General features: G+C 60.9%; 13 protein-coding genes and 2 pseudogenes. 10 read left to right on the forward strand and 5 right to left on the reverse strand.

Going from position 1 to position 15,858, the window contains the following annotated elements; genetic code table 11:
• Positions 1–208 precede the first annotated feature (208 nt).
• A pseudogene (locus tag ACVIYL_RS23750) lies at positions 209–1,555 on the reverse strand (IS5 family transposase).
• A gap of 413 nt (positions 1,556–1,968) precedes the next feature.
• On the opposite strand from ACVIYL_RS23750, the gene ACVIYL_RS23755 reads away from it, so the two are divergent.
• On the forward strand, positions 1,969–2,103 hold the full coding sequence (locus ACVIYL_RS23755; RefSeq protein ID WP_456781875.1) for a DUF3892 domain-containing protein: 135 nt from the start codon (positions 1,969–1,971) through the stop codon (positions 2,101–2,103).
• A gap of 111 nt (positions 2,104–2,214) precedes the next feature.
• Here the strand turns inward: ACVIYL_RS23755 and ACVIYL_RS23760 are convergent, their stop codons facing one another.
• Positions 2,215–2,505, reverse strand: coding sequence for a hypothetical protein (locus tag ACVIYL_RS23760; protein ID WP_456779980.1), 291 nt, complete (start codon positions 2,503–2,505; stop codon positions 2,215–2,217).
• A 1,146-nt stretch (positions 2,506–3,651) separates the two neighbouring features.
• Between ACVIYL_RS23760 and ACVIYL_RS23765 the strand changes: the two genes are divergently transcribed.
• A complete protein-coding gene (locus ACVIYL_RS23765; protein WP_456779981.1) occupies positions 3,652–3,864 on the forward strand; it encodes a hypothetical protein in 213 nt (70 codons plus the stop codon).
• 938 nt (positions 3,865–4,802) lie between these two features.
• Here ACVIYL_RS23765 and ACVIYL_RS23770 read toward each other — a convergent pair.
• Both ACVIYL_RS23770 and ACVIYL_RS23775 read right to left on the reverse strand, forming a co-directional pair.
• Positions 4,803–5,120 (reverse strand): hypothetical protein, encoded by a 318-nt coding sequence (locus tag ACVIYL_RS23770; protein WP_456779982.1) that lies wholly within the window; start codon positions 5,118–5,120, stop codon positions 4,803–4,805.
• Positions 5,117–5,344, reverse strand: coding sequence for a hypothetical protein (locus ACVIYL_RS23775; RefSeq protein WP_456779983.1), 228 nt, complete (start codon positions 5,342–5,344; stop codon positions 5,117–5,119). The genes ACVIYL_RS23770 and ACVIYL_RS23775 overlap by 4 nt, the downstream gene beginning before the upstream one ends.
• A gap of 1,190 nt (positions 5,345–6,534) precedes the next feature.
• On the opposite strand from ACVIYL_RS23775, the gene ACVIYL_RS23780 reads away from it, so the two are divergent.
• On the forward strand, positions 6,535–6,780 hold the full coding sequence (locus ACVIYL_RS23780) for a hypothetical protein (RefSeq protein WP_456779984.1): 246 nt from the start codon (positions 6,535–6,537) through the stop codon (positions 6,778–6,780).
• Positions 6,781–7,344: 564 nt separating this feature from the next.
• Positions 7,345–7,506, forward strand: a pseudogene (locus ACVIYL_RS23785) (IS630 family transposase); the annotation flags it as partial.
• A gap of 300 nt (positions 7,507–7,806) precedes the next feature.
• On the opposite strand, the gene ACVIYL_RS23790 reads toward ACVIYL_RS23785, so the two are convergent.
• Complete coding sequence (locus tag ACVIYL_RS23790) at positions 7,807–8,085, reverse strand: recombinase family protein (protein WP_456779985.1); 279 nt, start codon at positions 8,083–8,085, stop codon at positions 7,807–7,809.
• A gap of 1,824 nt (positions 8,086–9,909) precedes the next feature.
• Between ACVIYL_RS23790 and ACVIYL_RS23795 the strand changes: the two genes are divergently transcribed.
• The 6 genes from ACVIYL_RS23795 (at position 9,910) to ACVIYL_RS23820 (ending at position 15,600) form a co-directional block, all read left to right on the forward strand.
• A complete protein-coding gene (locus ACVIYL_RS23795) occupies positions 9,910–10,287 on the forward strand; it encodes a hypothetical protein (protein ID WP_456779986.1) in 378 nt (125 codons plus the stop codon).
• A 21-nt stretch (positions 10,288–10,308) separates the two neighbouring features.
• Positions 10,309–11,322: a formylglycine-generating enzyme family protein gene (locus tag ACVIYL_RS23800; protein WP_456779987.1), complete on the forward strand. Its 1,014-nt coding sequence runs from the start codon at positions 10,309–10,311 to the stop codon at positions 11,320–11,322.
• 12 nt (positions 11,323–11,334) lie between these two features.
• Positions 11,335–12,993, forward strand: coding sequence for an arylsulfatase (locus ACVIYL_RS23805; protein ID WP_456779988.1), 1,659 nt, complete (start codon positions 11,335–11,337; stop codon positions 12,991–12,993).
• A 132-nt stretch (positions 12,994–13,125) separates the two neighbouring features.
• On the forward strand, positions 13,126–14,121 hold the full coding sequence (locus ACVIYL_RS23810; RefSeq protein ID WP_456779989.1) for an AAA family ATPase: 996 nt from the start codon (positions 13,126–13,128) through the stop codon (positions 14,119–14,121).
• 8 nt (positions 14,122–14,129) lie between these two features.
• The gene (locus ACVIYL_RS23815; protein ID WP_456779990.1) at positions 14,130–15,116 is read left to right on the forward strand and encodes a DUF58 domain-containing protein; all 987 of its coding nucleotides are present in this window, start codon (positions 14,130–14,132) and stop codon (positions 15,114–15,116) included.
• Positions 15,109–15,600, forward strand: a complete 492-nt coding sequence (locus ACVIYL_RS23820; protein WP_456779991.1) for a DUF4381 domain-containing protein — start codon at positions 15,109–15,111, stop codon at positions 15,598–15,600. The genes ACVIYL_RS23815 and ACVIYL_RS23820 overlap by 8 nt, the downstream gene beginning before the upstream one ends.
• Positions 15,601–15,858 lie beyond the last annotated feature (258 nt).

Here is a 15,858-nt window from a genome sequence, read left to right on the forward strand (position 1 = left end):
GAATGACCGGGGGCATCCGACGCGAGGTCTAGGATCAGGCGACTACTTACTCTGGCCCCAGTGTGTAACCCGTGCTGAGACCGCTCATTAGGGCATGGCCGGCGGTTTGCGGAACAGTTAAATGGCAAAACGCATTGTGCCTACACGTCCGGATAAGAAATGTCGGACCGTTGGACATTCGAGCCGCCGATACCTTGTTAGTCGACCGTTAAGAAGCCGAATTAAGCTGAGCTGGACAGTTGAGCGTGCGCCAGAGCGAGACCAACAACAGGCGCAAAAGTTCTCTGAACCAGGCGAGGATGCGACGGAAGTTGCGGCCGACGGCTGAGAGGACGACGTTGGCGGCATCGCCGGCGCGTCCTTTGAGGTAGCACCGGCCGAGGTGTCCTTCGGCTTTGAGATGTCCGATGATAGGTTCGATGGCGGAGCGGCGGCGCAGCTCGCGCTTGATGGCGCCGAAGATGCCGCGCTTCTGGCCGGAGATGAAGACGCGGCGGGGATTTTGCGCGTCGTGGCCGCGGTAGCCCTTGTCGACATAAGCCCGCTCGATCGTGCAGCCGGTGAGTGTCTCGGCGCGGTCAATAACGTCCCGCAAGGTGTGACCGTCGTACGGATTGTCGGGCAATGACTTGGCGTGCAGCACGAACAGGCCGCCGGGAGCGCGGCGATTGTTGGTGACGATGGAGGCCTTCACCCCGAACTCGTAAGGCGCGGCCGCTTTGCCCTTGCCGATGCACTCCACCTCCGGGGCATAGAAGGAATACAGCTTCCAGCCGCGCTGGCGCTGCTGCTGCGAGCGGATCTGCGTGGCCCGGCCAAGCGGGAGGGCGAACGCCTCCTCCAGTGCCGGCTGGCCCTCGATCTTGCGGCGGATGTCGCGGATGATCCGGCCCAGCCGGCTGCGCAGGATGCGCAGCTGTCGCTGGTGCCGGTTGAACTGTTTGGCATGAGCGTAACGGCCCGCCATCATCGCCGCGGCTTTGGCCACGCGAGAACAGGATTGCCGCAGCCTGACGCCGTGCTTCCTCGCCAAGCGGTTCAGCCCCCGGATCGCGGCATGCAGCAGTTTAGCGTCGGTCGGGAAGCTGATCGCCTTCGGTTGCACTGTGGTGTCGACCGTGACCCGCTTGAGGTCCTGGCTGCGTAACGCACCGGCCTCGTGCGCCACCCGAAGACTCTCGGCCAACAACCGCTCCAGCTTGTCGCCGAGCCGCTTGCGCCAATGGCTCAGGTCCGAACGCTCGTGCGGGAAAACGTGCTGGAAAAACTCTTAGCCGGTGAAGAACTGGAAGTACGGATCGTGCACCCAGCGCTCGCACACCCCCTCATCGGACAGTCCGTAAATGTGCTTGAGCAACAACAGCCCGATCATGAAGCGGGTCTCGATCCCCGGCCTGCCGTTCTCGCTGTAGAGCGGGGCGATCTCGGCGTCGATCCATTCCCGGTCGATCTTGCCGGCAAGCAGAACCAGCTCGTGCTTCATGTTGATGATCTGGTCCAGCCGTGCCCGGAACAGATCGTTCGATCCCGTCGTCTTGTGCTTCTTCGGTCGCATCGTCCCTCCGATGCGCCACAGAAGCACGGTTCACAACGGAGAGGAATCCACAAAACGAAATTGCAAGGTTTGCGGCGCCCAAGCCTCAAATCCCTGCAATCTCAAACGACGTCAAATCCCAAAAACAGACTCCCGCTCAATCGCTTACAGGCTTGTTCACAGCCGACTTGTTAGAGGAGCGCTACGACCGCGACCGAGTGGGCGGACGCTCCCGTCGACAAGACCGCGCTCGCGGGCTGCTCGACGGAGGAACTCGGCACCACCATCATCAAGCCTGTCAGACCCGTAGACGGCACGCAGGACGCGGCGGCGGAGTGTGCTCCGATACACGACGTGATGTCCCCACCGCTGGAAAATTGCTGGAAGCCGACCCCCCTAATCTCTCGGACGAAGAGCGCAAGTTCGTCATCGGCATGAATACATTTTCACGCTTGTCGGCGGCAAGTGCAGACGTTGGAGTCGTTCACGGTCCGAACGGAAAGTACGTTAGGACTCACGCAGACGGCTTCTACAATGACAATCTCTTAGCGCTGCCGAAGTGCCCATGAAGCTGGACGCGCTGCGGATTGGATAAATTCTACGAAGCAAGGTAGCTTGTGCGTCTAGCACTTCTTCTCTCCAGATCGAAATTTCGAAAGCCGATTGCAATCTAAGAGAGATTACAAAAGTATATTCGTGTCAGGGAGCGAACTGAAGCCGGCGGCTTTCGGATATGAACTGGCTTTGGACGAAACGCACAGTTGGACGTGTTGTTGCCCCAGCTCTTCTTGAACCAAGATATCCGACACATTGTCGCCTTGGCTACGTGGAGGAGTGCTGCGATGTCTAATGAACAGGACGATTTCCTGGGCCGGATTGCAGAGATTGAGATTGACGAGTCTGCGGCGGTTTGCGTTGAGTAAGTCGATGACGAAATCACCATCGTCATCGCGAGCGTCGTTGGCGTTCATTTTCAAGTGACCGCGGATCAGGCACTTGCGTTTGTCTCGCAGCTTGGCTCTCGCCGCCGCTGATGCAGCTGAGTACAGCGCATCAACCGAGGCGTAGTGACGAACACCGCCATGTTTACTTGGGGCGAGGAAGGCTGCGATCGGTTGGCGGCATAGGTGTCAGCTGGCTCCGAAATTGCTGGATCATCGAGCACCGACAGTCAGGTCGGTGGCTCAAGGCGATGCATCCCGGAGCGCAGGAAAATGGATGGTTGGTTGGTGACAGCTGCTGTCTTCAAGGAAGACGACAACGACGAGGAATTGAGGCACGTAGTATGCGCGGTTGCCGTGGCTGACCCGGCGGAAGCGGTGAGGATGACCATAGCCGACTGCGGCGCAAGGGCCGGAACGCTAAACTGTCCGCTTCAAAAAGAGCAGTTGCAGAAGCTCGGCTTGGAGCCCGGCGAACTGATCGCGATACACGACGGCAATCATCCAATCCCCGCGCGCTCTCGGGGTCATTAGCCACATGTCTGATCTCCTTCAACCGCGTCGGGTTGACGACATGCATGTCTGAAAGTCGCGCGGGAAGTGCACCGGGATTGCGCCGCCTACCCTCCAGTCGTCTGGCACGAGCGTTGCTGAGCAGTCTATGGCTTGGTCGCTCATTGATTGACCCTCGTGCGCGCCACGCCCGTTTGAGGTGCGACGGCGTGCGGGCGGTCATCAGCAGCCGCCCGCACGCTTTTCCGTCGTGTCGGCCTCACTGTGCTCTGTCGATACCGCGCTGTTTGTCTCTACTTCTGCATAATGCCCCTCTGGCATGCGAGTTGCTGAGAGGCTTGTCAGCTTGGCTGTTTATCTTCACGCAACCCAGACAGGCCAAGCTTGGCGTAGCAAAACTCCGCGCGGGTGGTGCGTCCAGACGCCCGTGCGTCTTTTCTCGTAGCCGCATGCCGCACGGCTTTCCGCAACAGTGGTGCGCTGTGGAGATCGTTCCATGACCCGTGAAGTCTTTGGAGAACGCGATAGCGTCGCTCAAGGAGTGGTCTGAAGGGAGGGCCGAAACGAGCGTCGTACTTGCCGCGATTGCGGAGCTTATGGCGACTAGGCCGCCTCCAAGGCCGCCTCCAAAACAGAAGATCTCTTCATAAGGAATGTGCTGCAATGGACAGGCTTAAATTCATACCGGCTTTCAAGGCAGCCATTCGCTCTGCCGACCCCGAGAAGCTGGCCGAACTTCGGGAAATCATCCGCCAGCGAGGAGGCCCTGACGAGTTCGCGAAGACGAGCACAGAGCTTGTACGCAAACATCCGCTTACACTCTTTAGGTTGATCAAGATCATTTGCGACGCGGCGCATGAGGAGCATCGCTTATGAGGTCGGAAGCCGGCGAAGTGCAAGCTCGACAATCGCGCTTTGTTCGTTGAATACTTGGTCAGGGGGCTGCGAGCGATGACAGGTGGCACTGACAACATCACCCCGGACGTTGGACCGCCTTCGATCGACCTGACCGGGATTTACATGACAGCGGTTCAATTGGCCGCGCACTTCAAGATTACACCTGCAACGATCGTCCGTTGGGCAGAACAGCCCAACTTTCCCTGCGCGAGCACTTCAACCGGTGAGGCAGCTTGGCTTACGACAGACGTGCAAGAATGGAACCGCCAGCGCAAACGCGCATACCGCGCCGCGCTGCGAGCCCAAGAGAAGGTGGTCGAGGCGACCGTGGAGAGGGTTCGCCACCGCCAGCGCCTAATCGCCGCGTTTGCTCGCACATGTCCGCCGCAGGTCCAACGATCAGCTATTCCGCCGTTTGGCGCGCCTCTCTCGCGCAAGATGATCGTCCAAGCGGATGGCTCGCTTGCCCCTGCGCCCAGTGAGCAGCATGACCGACCCACGAAGCCTAAAAATAGCCGCTGATCGTACCAGATCGGCGGCCATAGAGAGACGCACGCAGTTAATCGCACGCGCCACCGTCGATCCACAGCACAGCGCCGTCCGCTTGAAATTCATGCGGACGGCGCTGGCTCTAGCCCCAGGAGGGTGTGCAAAATCCTGACTTGGACAAAGTATGGAGGAGGGGGCACGCCTTCGCCATCCGTACGATTCCGGTACTCCCCAATAAGTTAGGGGTTGGCCGTGCCGCGCGAGGTCTAGGGTCGCGGGCGACTAAGTTGCTCTGACCTCAGCATTTGTCAAGGCGATCCGCACTATGACAATGGTAATCGAGTCGTGTTGGTAATGGATGGAGCCGGCGCGGAGACCGCCCCGCATGTGGTTGGTGGCGTCTAGTTCCATGGCTACGTGTTCGGCGTTTAGGACTTTAGGCGTCGATTCAGAGATTCAGTCAGGCGTCGTTCGAAATCAGCCTTACGCTCCGCAATGGGGCGATCGAAAAAGTTGCCACGGACAACCACTCCGGGAGCCTCGTTTGTATCGATATGATCGATGTTGCAGTCCTTGAGGGTGCATCCGGTGAAGGCGAGTTGTTCGGCGCTGCTATCGAGCACGATGGTGCATTTCACGAAGGTGCAGCCATCAAAGCGGACAAAATGAACCTGGCCGCGGAAATCAAATATCTCGGCGTAAAAGGTATCATTCCAGAATACGCGTTCTTCGTGGATATCGGTCACTGGTTCGCCTTCAGCCCTCCGCACCGCTCAGCTGCCGTCCGTCGAGCCCTTCGACACGCATCGTCAAATACCTTGAACCGATCGCGAACGCTGTTGGCCAGCTTGACGTTGCCGAACTCCTCGGCAAGCGAGAGGTTCGCGACCCCTTCAAACTCTTCGGCAGTGAGATCGCGGCCGCGTTTCCTCTTCAATTCGTTGAGCATGTCTTTACGGTCGCGCCTCATTTTTCTTTCGCATCCAATCCGATCTCAACCAGCCGCCTGTCTATGGCCTTAGCCATGTCGGACTGAATACGAATGTCAAGTTTATCTAGCTCGTCAGCCATTGCTCGCGCGCATCGGTCGGCAGTGCCTAATTTGCACGTCGCTCTCTCCGGAAGATTGTCGATTCAGTGAGCGGCGCGTGAAGAGCGTTGTACTACAGGTCGATCCTGCGCCATTCCCGATCGACATCGGGAAGATCGCTCGGAGCGAATCTGGCAGTGAGGTTCCGCAATTGCGATGCCGCATGCCCGTATGCCTCCGACAAATCCATGGCGATGCGATGATCTTTTCCCGAATGCAGTTTCTGGCGCGCGAGCAAAAGCTGCTGACGAGAAAGCTCTTGGCAAGTGAACGCAAACCGTGAAATGGGATCCGGTATTTTGCGTCCTAGGAGAGCGTCCCGAGAACAAATATGGGGCGGCGCTCAGAGCTCTGCGAGTCGTCCGTCCGCGCGACTCTACTTGCGGGTAAGCCTCACACCAGGACCATCGTCGATGGATTGGCCGTCAGTCAGGAAGGTGACGCCAGCGGATTCAAGGGCGGCGCGGATGGCGGCTATCGAATGACCCGGCGCGGTCGCGTCGGTCTCAACTCCTTTCGCGGTGTTTCTGTGCACGCCAGACCTCTCCGCAAGTTCGCGAACGGTCCAGTTCAACAAACCGCGCGCTGCGCTGATGGCCAATCGCCGGAAGGGAATCAAAGGACGTGGGTCAGTACATGGTACCGGCCCATTTTCGACTTTAGGCGCGGTAGTGCCAGCCAGCATTGAGGGCAGGTCTCCAAGCTTGCATCATACACCCGCCTGGGCGCGTTTCTAGCGCTACTCGATGAGCTGGGCGACTAAGCGGAAAAGTGAGGGTGTGGTTGCGAAATGAGCTAAATCTACTAGAAGTGGTGATTGTGCGAAGCGAAAGGTTGCTATGAGCGAGCTTATTTCAGCGCAGGAATCGTTCTATTCGGACTTTGCCCTATCGCAATTGGGGCAATTCTTTTGTTTGTTGATCGCGTTCAATCGTCGGCCATCCGCAGTTCGTCTGTCACTAAATCTAGCCTTCGGCAAACCTTAGTATACGCCGACACTGCTAAGACGGCCTTGCTCCGTTCCCTTACTGGCGTTAACGCTGGCCACTAATTTGGCGTAAGGAAGTACGGTGAGCAAAGCCCGCGAATTTATCGATTTCTGGATCGAGAATAGCGTTCACGCCGTCGAGCAGTATCGAACTCTCGGCGCGTCGCAGGATGTGGCTGAACTCACGCAGCGCCTTGTACAGGCCGCCAAAGAGCAGGGTATTTCGGAAGCCGACTTGCAGGCTGAGACCGGCGATCTCTCAGAGTACATTGGAGATCAGCTCAGAGCTGCAAACACGGCCGAGCGCGAGCGGCGCAAATCCACCTAGGAGCGCGAAGTCCGTTTTTCGTGGGCTGGCTGATCAACCGCCGTTCGGTCGCCCAAACTTTCCGGCTCGACAAAGTGCCGGCGGCGCTGCTTCCCTTGGTTTCTCGTGTTTCGCCCATGTAGGTGCCCACCGCTATCCAAACGCTCTTCGATTTTTGACAGGTGGGCCAAACGGCGCAGGCGTCCCCTCCAGGCGGACGAGGCCGAGCAGCCGATAAGCCTTAGAAAGCTTTCCAAAATGGTGAGCTATAGTCGTCGAGCAAGGCAATTCGGGATCCTCGTTTATCGGGCGCGCGGAAATGGCGCCCTCGCGTTCCATGAGGCGCTTGAGCCCAGAATAAGATCATCCGTGTGGTAGCCAAGTTTGGGGGCGCTGGCCGGGATGACGGCGCTGGCGCCCGATTGCTCGACCTTCACGTTTGCGCTGGCAGGCAGCCAGAATGATTTGCGAATGCGTCTCGAGCGGCAGCCTAGCCAAAGCCTTCGCCCGGCTGAACGAACCAAATCGCGTTGCGAAATAATAGGCGCCGGGCGTATCCTCGTCCGAGTCGAGAAGATTCTGCGCCTCGATCGCAGGATCGACGACCCCAAGCGATTGCGCCGCGAAATCGCCGCCTGGGAACGCAAGCGAAATGCCGCCCGCCCACGCATCAAATGGATGTTCACGACAGACAAGGCACGCGCCAAAATGGGCCGTGCCTGGCCAGCTACTGCCAAAGAGTCATAATCACTGTGCAGAGGTACTAGCGTCCACAAGCAGCCGCCTGAAACCATAGAGGAGACCGCGGCCTTGGTGGAAGCCGAGTAGCGCTGGCTGTCGATGCGCTTGCGACAGTGTTTTGCGGAGCGCTCGCGACTGTACTCGCTCGCCATAATCCGCTTCAGGTGCTTGACGATGGCTATAAGGGGAGCAACATCGTCCCCGAGCGGTTCGCAGCAGTACACGACGCAGCACGCCAGCCTGTCGGCATGGAAACTCGTAGTGACCCGCCTTGTCGGGGTTTTGGAATCGGCCCAGCGGCTGACGTCAAGAACCAGGATGACATCGAAAACGCGCGGCGTGGCCTGCGCATCGCTGAGTAACTGTTTCTGCGCGTCTCTGCCTTTCAGCGAGTCTGCCTTTCAGCGAGAGACCGCTCTTTCCGGCATCGATGTAGGATGCGACCACTGGGTAGCCGTGCTGCACCGCATATTCGACAATTGCGGTCCGCTGGTTTTCAGTCGAGTAGATTTGACTTTCAGATGACATGCGCAGATGCAGATATTGTGCCGCGCGTGTCTGGCCATTGGGAGTTGATGCGCTCATGATGAGTGTCGATGGAAGTCGATGGAATATGGGGCCTGGCGCTGGAGATCGCTTAAACCAGACGGCGTGGTCGCGATATGGTGAGACCGTCCGCGTGCGTCCTTTTCATGTTGTCAACGTGCGGCTGTACGCCATCCTTGAGCTTCGGCCTCCGCATCACTGCAAAACTAGCGCGATTCATCGGTCGAGAACAAGCGCCGCCCTCGTCGGAATCGGCCGTTCGATGACACCAGCTCTGTCATTTGCCTTGTGCAACATCTGGCTCGACGCCTCACGTCCCTAGAGCCCGATGACAACTTCAAGCTTACGCCCTGACGCAGCGTGAGGTTCAAGCGATTTCTCCAGGACAGACCGTCCGATTATTGAGCCGGGTGGCGCCGGTGGGGTATTTGGCTTTGCTTCAGCGAAGCTCTCGTGGTCTAGAAGGAGATCGCGGATACATCGCCAGTTGCTGTCGCAGTGGGCGGCTGGAGCGTCGGGCTCTAGCAGCACACGGTCTTGAACGGCACTTGCTGCAAGGGTCACCGCTTGACACGCGGTCGTTTCGAGAGACGGCCGGTTCCGGCGGGGTGCGGTGAGCCCGCGCCAAGTTGGCTTCAACGTGACCGATTCCACCGGCGCGAGTTTTGGGAAACAGTTGTGGGCGATCAGCTATTCAGGATCCGTAGCATCCGGCGCCCGACGTCGCTGTCTGCATTCTTTCGGGAGATTTGAAGTGCCGTCTCCGCCGTCAGTTTGGTCGGTGATCCTACACCACGCGTGTCGAAATCACCGGATAAGCCAGAGTGCAACGATCGAGACCTGAAAATGTCGGAATGCGGACAAAGCGAGCACAAAGTGATGCTAATTGTCGAGTATTCGCTGGCACGAACAATGCACACCCTCGACGTGCCCTGGGGCACCCTCCCTCCCTTAGGCATGGCTACCATCGCAAGTTGAGGCCGTGGCTGGCCGGTGAGGTTAGCGGCGCGTGACATAAGGCAGGGACGGCGCCCGCTCGGCCGATACCGACGGACGTCTTGTCACGTCGCCGCTAACTTTCGACGCTGTGAACAGCGTGTTTGTGATCCGCGTCGGGTTGGCGCGTCATAGAGAGAACAGATGGATCCGGGCGGCAGGTGAAAAATGGCAAGAAAACGCGTGCTGTGGTTCTGTCTCGGTCTCTTGCTGCCCTGTCTGATTTGGCCGTCACAAGCACAACGTTCGCGCCAATGACGGCCTTGTGGGTCAAGTCAAACTGGCGATCGGGAACGGCGCGACCGCCGAACAAATTATCTCCAAGGTCTCGAAAGTCGCGTACCTGGGTCCCGAACGTTGGGCTGGCTCACGAGACTGATCGAACTGAATATGTCTTCTTTTCGTGGACCAGGCGCTGCGACAATAGATTACTCTACTCACCTTCCGTTAGGTCTCGAGTGTCGGAGACGAACGGTAGAGCAAACAGCGCATCACATGCAAGGCGAGTTGGTCTATCCCTTGATTTCCGAACCAAGCTTGCGCGCATCAATGCGCTCGGTAGACCATTCCGCGAGACTAGAGCTGTGGGCCTCTTGAGTTCACCGGCGAGGAGGACGGCCCAGGAGCGATGCGCGAGAAGGAAGCAATACCGACGTGTGCACCAACTCGCTGAATGACGTTGAGAAATGGAAGGGCGTAACGATGCAATCGAAGACAGTGGGTGACCTTCGAGGACATAAGGCAACGGTCTTTGGCATGTTTTTCGGTGTGGCGACGATCGGATTTGGCGGGCTGGGCATATCAACGAGATCGGCGTCCGCACTCAATCTTGGCTCAACCGTTTCTCTCGCATCGCAGGCCCGAGCCGTGCAAACAGGTGACGTGATCGACGTGCGCGCTGTCGTGCGCCACGGCGGCGTCGCGGTCGGTCCGCGTGGCGGCGCGGTCGCATATCGCAGCCGTGCGGCGCTGAGGCCCGGCATACGACCCGGCTGGCACGGAGCACGCACACGATCGGTGCGCCCGCTGCCGCGCCCGATTCCCGGACCGCGGCCTGGCCTGTGGGCGCGACCCGGCTGGTATGGCTGGCCGATTGGGGGAGCAGTGGCGGCCGGCGCGGCGATTGGCTTCGTCGGAGCTGCGGCTGCGGCGACATGGGCGGGTGCGCCGCCGGCGCCGGGCATGTGCTGGTACTACACCGATCCGTCCAAGACGCAGGGCTTCTGGGACTACTGCTCGCGGTAATGCCCAAAGAGGTGCATCGCCATGTCCCGGGTAGAGATCGCCTCCGCTGAGCGAGAGCGTGACGACCGCGTCCAGACCGACGACATGGTCTGGATTCCCGGCGGCACGTTCCGCATGGGCTCCGACCATCACTATCCCGAGGAGGCGCCGGCGCATCGGGCGTCGGTCGATGGCTTCTGGATCGACCGCACGCCGGTGACCAACGCTCAATTCCGCGAATTCGTGCGGGAGACCGGGCACATCACGGTCGCCGAGCGACCGCCCGATCCTGCGCAATATCCGGGGGCGCTGCCGCATATGCTCTACGCCGGCTCGCTGGTGTTTCAGCCGCCGCGCCGCGTCACCACCCTGCGCGACTGGAGCCAATGGTGGACCTTGATGAAGGGCGCGAACTGGCGCCGCCCCTACGGCCCGCGCAGCAACATCAACGTGCTCGGCAGCCATCCGGTGGTCCACGTCGCCTATGCGGATGCGCTCGCCTACGCCAAATGGGCCGGCAAGGAACTTCCGACCGAAGCGGAGTGGGAGTTCGCGGCGCGCGGCGGGCTCGAGGCCGAGGAGTTCGCCTGGGGCAACGCCTTGACGCCCGGCGGCAAGCACATGGCCAACACATGGCAGGGCAATTTCCCGATTCAGAACCTCTGCGAGGACGGCTTCGACCGGACCTCGCCGGTGACCGCATTTCCGCCCAATGGCTACGGCGTCCACGACATGATCGGCAATGTCTGGGAGTGGACCGCCGACTGGTGGTCCGCCCGTCATGAGGCCGACGCCGCGAAGCTCTGCTGCATCCCGCAGAATCCGCGCGGCGGCCGCGAGGAGGCGAGCTACGATCCCGCCCAGCCCGCCATCAAGATCCCGCGCAAGGTCCTCAAGGGCGGCTCGCATCTCTGCGCGCCGAATTACTGCCGCCGCTATCGCCCCGCGGCTCGGCAAGCCGAGCCGATCGATACGTCAACCAGTCACCTCGGCTTTCGCTGCGTGGTGCGGTCGCCCGTCCCTTCTCAACCACCGCAAACGCCGTCTGAAAAGTAGAGGGAGTGTTGAATGAGTAGCGACAACGACAAGACCGTCGAAACGGAGCAGGTGATCAACCGCAGGAATGTGCTGCTCGGAACCACGTCGATCGTCGCTGCGGCGGCGTTGACGTCGGAAGCCCTGGCGCAGGCGCAGAAGGCGGCGCCTGCGGCAAGCCCGGCTGCGACATCGTCCGACCGGAAGCCGAACATCCTCGTGATCTTCGGCGACGACATCGGCCAGACCAATCTGAGCTGCTATTCGTTCGGCGTGGTCGGCTACAAGACGCCGAACATCGATCGCATCGCCAAGGAAGGCATGATGTTCACCGACTATTACGCCGAGAACAGCTGCACGGCGGGACGCTCGACCTTCATCACCGGGCAAAGTTGCAAGCGAACCGGCCTTTCCAAGGTCGGCGTTCCCGGCGCGACAGTCGGCTTGCAGGATCGCGACGTGACCATTGCGCAAGCACTGAAGCCACTCGGCTACGCCACCGGCCAGTTCGGCAAGAACCATCTCGGCGACCGGGATGAATATCTGCCGACCAAGCACGGCTTCGACGAATTCTTCGGCAATCTCTATCACCTCAACGCCGAGGAAGAGCCTGAGATGCCGACGTTCCCGAAGAACGATCCGCTGTTTACCCAGCACCCGCGCGGCGTGTTGAAGTGCAGCGCCGACGGCAAAATCGAAGATACCGGTCCGTTGACCAAGAAGCGGATGGAGACGATCGACGACGAGACATCCGACGCCTGCGTCGATTTCATCCAGCGCCAGACGAAGGCGAACCGGCCATTCTTCTGCTGGATGAATTTCACGCGCATGCACCTGTTCACGCATGTGCGGCCATCGATGGTCGGCCAAAGCGGAATGCCTGGCAACAACTATGCCGATGGCATGATCGAGCATGACGGCGACGTCGGAAAAATCCTCAAGGCGGTGGATGACCTCGGTATCGCCGACAATACCATCGTCATTTATACGACCGACAACGGGCCGAACCGCTTCACGTGGCCGGATGCGGCAACGTCGCCGTTCCGCAACGAAAAGGATTCGAACTTCGAAGGCGCGTTTCGCGTGCCGGCGGTGATTCGCTGGCCCGGCCGCATCAAGCCGGGCGAAGTCTCGACCGAGATGTTCTCGGGGCTCGACTGGTTTCCGACATTGTTGGCCGCCGTCGGCGACACTGACATCAAGGACCGGCTGCTCAAGGGCGCCTCGATCGGTGGCAAGACCTTCAAGGTCCATCTCGACGGCTATAACCAGCTGCCTTTTCTCACGGGACAACAGCCGAAGAGTGCGCGGAACGAGTTTGCTTACTTCAACGACGACGGCGTGCTTGTCGCTTATCGCCTCGGCGACTGGAAGGCGGTCTTTGTCGAAATGAAGCACCGGGGCGGCTTTGCCGTCTGGCAAGAGCCTTTCGTCGCGCTGCGGGTGCCCAAGCTGTATCATCTGCGCATGGATCCGTTCGAGCGAGCCGATATCGTCTCCGACCAGTACTTCGACTGGCTGGTTCGAAACGACTTCATCGCGTTCCAGTTGACGACCCATGCCGCGGTCTTCCTGCAAACGTTCATCGAGTATCCGCCGAGCCAGGAGCAGGCGAGCTTCTCGATCGACCAGATCGCGCGTGATGTCGAAGCGAAGATCAAGGCCAACGCGGCCAAAGGTTCCGGCAAGTAAGCGGCGCTGGTTCGTGGTTCATGCGATCTGTATGACAAGACGGGTAGGCGTCAGCAAAGCAATGACGCCTCCCGTACCGACAAGCGGGGACCCATGGCCGATCCAGGCACCATTACATTGCGGGCTTCGCCGATGAACGAGATCAGTGCAGTTTCGTCGGCTCGCGATGCTGTGCTCGATCTCAAGGCGCGCATCGGCAAATCGGTGCTCGGGCAGGACCATCTGGTCGAGAGCATGGTGATCGGGTTGCTGGCCAACGGCAACCTTCTGATCGAAAGCCTGCCGGGACTAGCCAAGACACGCGCGGTGAAGACGCTGGCGAAGAATCTCGCCGCGGACCTGTCGCGCGTGCAGTTCACGCCGGACCTGCTGCCGTCGGACGTGACCGGCGCGGAGATCTACCTGCAGACCGAGAAGGGCGGCCAGTTCCAGTTCCAGAAGGGGCCGATCTTCGCCAACCTCGTGCTCGCGGACGAAATCAACCGCGCGCCGGCCAAGGTGCAGTCGGCGCTGCTGGAAGCGATGGAGGAACGTCAGGTCACCGTTGCCGGCAAGACCTACAAGATGCCTGACCTGTTCATGGTGCTCGCCACCGAGAATCCGATCGAGCAGGAAGGCACCTATCCGCTTCCCGAGGCGCAGCTCGACCGCTTCCTGATGCATGTCGTGATCACCTATCCCGACGAGGCGACGGAAGGCGAGATCATCAAGCTCAATCGCGCCGAGAATGCGCAGAGACCGGAAGCCGGCGCCATCGAGCCGCCGCCGGTGCCGCAGCAGGCCATCCTCGACGCGCGCGGCGAGATCGACGGCATCTTCGTCTCCGACCTCGCACAGAAATATATCGTCGACCTGATCTATGCGACGCGGTTTCCCGGCCGCTACGGCGAACCCCTGAGCAAATGGATCCAGATCGGCGCCAGCCCGCGCGGCAGCCTTGCCATCGACCGCTGCGCGCGGGCGCGCGCATGGCTCGACGGGCAGGACTTCGTCACGCCCGACCACATCCGCGCCGTCATCCACGACTGTCTGCGGCATCGGCTGATCCTGAGCTACGAGGCGGCATCGCAGGGCATTAGCCCTGATCAGGTGATCGACAAGATCATCGAACTTGTCGCTGCAGCGTGAGGGCCGTGATGACGGAGACATCAGCCAAAATGCCCGGTGTCTATGTCGGTCTCGACGATCTGATCGCGCTTGAATATCGCGGCCGCAAGGTTTCATTTCTGCCGCGTCAGCCGGTGCACAGCCTGTTGTCGGGCCGGTTTGCCTCGCGCATGCGCGGACGCGGGCTGAACTTCGAGGAGATCAGGGACTATCGCCCCGGCGACGACGTCAGGGAGATCGACTGGAAGGTGACCGCGCGGTTGCAGAAGCCGCATGTGCGGGTCTTCAATGAGGAGCGCGACCGCCAGGCCCTGCTGGTGGTCGATCAGCGGTTGTCGATGTTCTTCGGCAGCCGGCGCGCCATGAAGTCGGTGACCGCCGCGGAGGCCGCCGCGATCGGCGCCTGGCGTGTGCTCGGCGTCGGCGACCGGATCGGCGCGATCGTGTTCAATGACGGCGATGTCGTCGAGCTGGCGGCGCGGCGCAGTCGCGCGACGGTGCTGCAGATATTGTCCAGCATCGTCGCACAAAACCAGACGCTCGGCGTCGGCCGAGGCATCGTCACGGCGCCGGAGAAGCTCAACCAGGCGCTCGAACGCGCCGTGCGGCGCGCGACGCATGACGCTACCGTGATCATCATCAGTGACTTCGACGGCGCCGATGACGCGACGCGCCGGATGATCGGGGTGATGAACCGGCACAATAACGTGGTCGCCGTGCTGGTCCACGATCCCCTGCAGAGCGATTTGCCGGCCTCGAGCCGGATGACCGTCACCGATGGCGAGCTGCAGATTCAGCTCGTAGTCGGCCGCGACAGCGTCCGCCGGAGTATCGCGCAGGCATCTCAGGAGCGGCTGCAAGGCGTCTTCGCGTGGACGCGCGAGCTCGGCGTGCCGGTGCTGCCGCTGAGCACAGCAGAGGAAACCGCGCCGCAACTCCGGCGTCTGCTGGGTGGGCTGTCGGCTCGGCACCGACGCGGTGGTGGTCATGGCAAGGCGGAGGCGGCCCTTGGCTGAAACCCGACCAATCATCGCGGATCCAGTGGCGGGCCTGATCGATATTCCGCTGCCTCAACCGGTGAGCCTGCTTCCCGCGACCTGGGCGTCGCGGATCGTGATCGTGTTGCTTGCTGCCGGCATCTTGGTCGCGGCGTGGCGCGTGCTGCGGCATCTCCGTGCCAACCGCTATCGTCGTGCAGCGCTCGCGGAGCTCGACCGGTTGGTGCAAATGCCCAGCGCGGTACAGAAGGGAATGGCCGCGAGCCTTGCTCTGCTGGTACGGCGCACGGCGCTCGACGCCTTTCCGCGCGAAACCATCGCGCCCCTTGCCGGCGCGCGCTGGCTCGCGTTCCTCGATCGCAGCTATGGCGGCGATGAATTCTCGCAAGGCGCGGGCCGGCTGGTCGCAACCGCACCTTACGGGCGAACGACGGCGGATGCCGGCGAGCTCCGATCGCTGCAGGATCTGGTGCGGCGCTGGATCAGGGGGCACCATGTTTGAGTTCGCATGGCCCTGGATACTCGCGATCCTGCCGCTGCCGATCCTGGTGTGGTGGTTGTTGCCGCCGTATCGCGCACGGCAGGCCTCGGTGATGGTTCCATTCTTCGACCGCCTTGCGGCGGCAACCGGCCAGACGCCGCAACGCGGCGCCGTCGTGCTGCAGCGGCGGCGAATCCAGATGGTAACGGCTGCCGTGATCTGGGTGCTTGTCGTCGCAGCGCTGGCGCGGCCGCAATGGGTCGGCGATCCCGTCACGCG

It is taken from the genome of Bradyrhizobium sp. USDA 3315 (assembly GCF_054056795.1).

Excerpts from the sequence above, each read along its gene's own strand:
- ACVIYL_RS23755 (WP_456781875.1), top strand. The coding sequence starts at position 1,969 with ATGAATACATTTTCACGCTTGTCGGCGGCAAGTGCAGACGTTGGAGTC.
- ACVIYL_RS23760 (WP_456779980.1), bottom strand. The coding sequence starts at position 2,505 with ATGAACGCCAACGACGCTCGCGATGACGATGGTGATTTCGTCATCGAC.
- ACVIYL_RS23765 (WP_456779981.1), top strand. The coding sequence starts at position 3,652 with ATGGACAGGCTTAAATTCATACCGGCTTTCAAGGCAGCCATTCGCTCT.
- ACVIYL_RS23775 (WP_456779983.1), bottom strand. The coding sequence starts at position 5,344 with ATGAGGCGCGACCGTAAAGACATGCTCAACGAATTGAAGAGGAAACGC.
- ACVIYL_RS23790 (WP_456779985.1), bottom strand. The coding sequence starts at position 8,085 with ATGAGCGCATCAACTCCCAATGGCCAGACACGCGCGGCACAATATCTG.
- ACVIYL_RS23800 (WP_456779987.1), top strand. The coding sequence starts at position 10,309 with ATGTCCCGGGTAGAGATCGCCTCCGCTGAGCGAGAGCGTGACGACCGC.
- ACVIYL_RS23805 (WP_456779988.1), top strand. The coding sequence starts at position 11,335 with ATGAGTAGCGACAACGACAAGACCGTCGAAACGGAGCAGGTGATCAAC.
- ACVIYL_RS23810 (WP_456779989.1), top strand. The coding sequence starts at position 13,126 with ATGAACGAGATCAGTGCAGTTTCGTCGGCTCGCGATGCTGTGCTCGAT.
- ACVIYL_RS23815 (WP_456779990.1), top strand. The coding sequence starts at position 14,130 with ATGACGGAGACATCAGCCAAAATGCCCGGTGTCTATGTCGGTCTCGAC.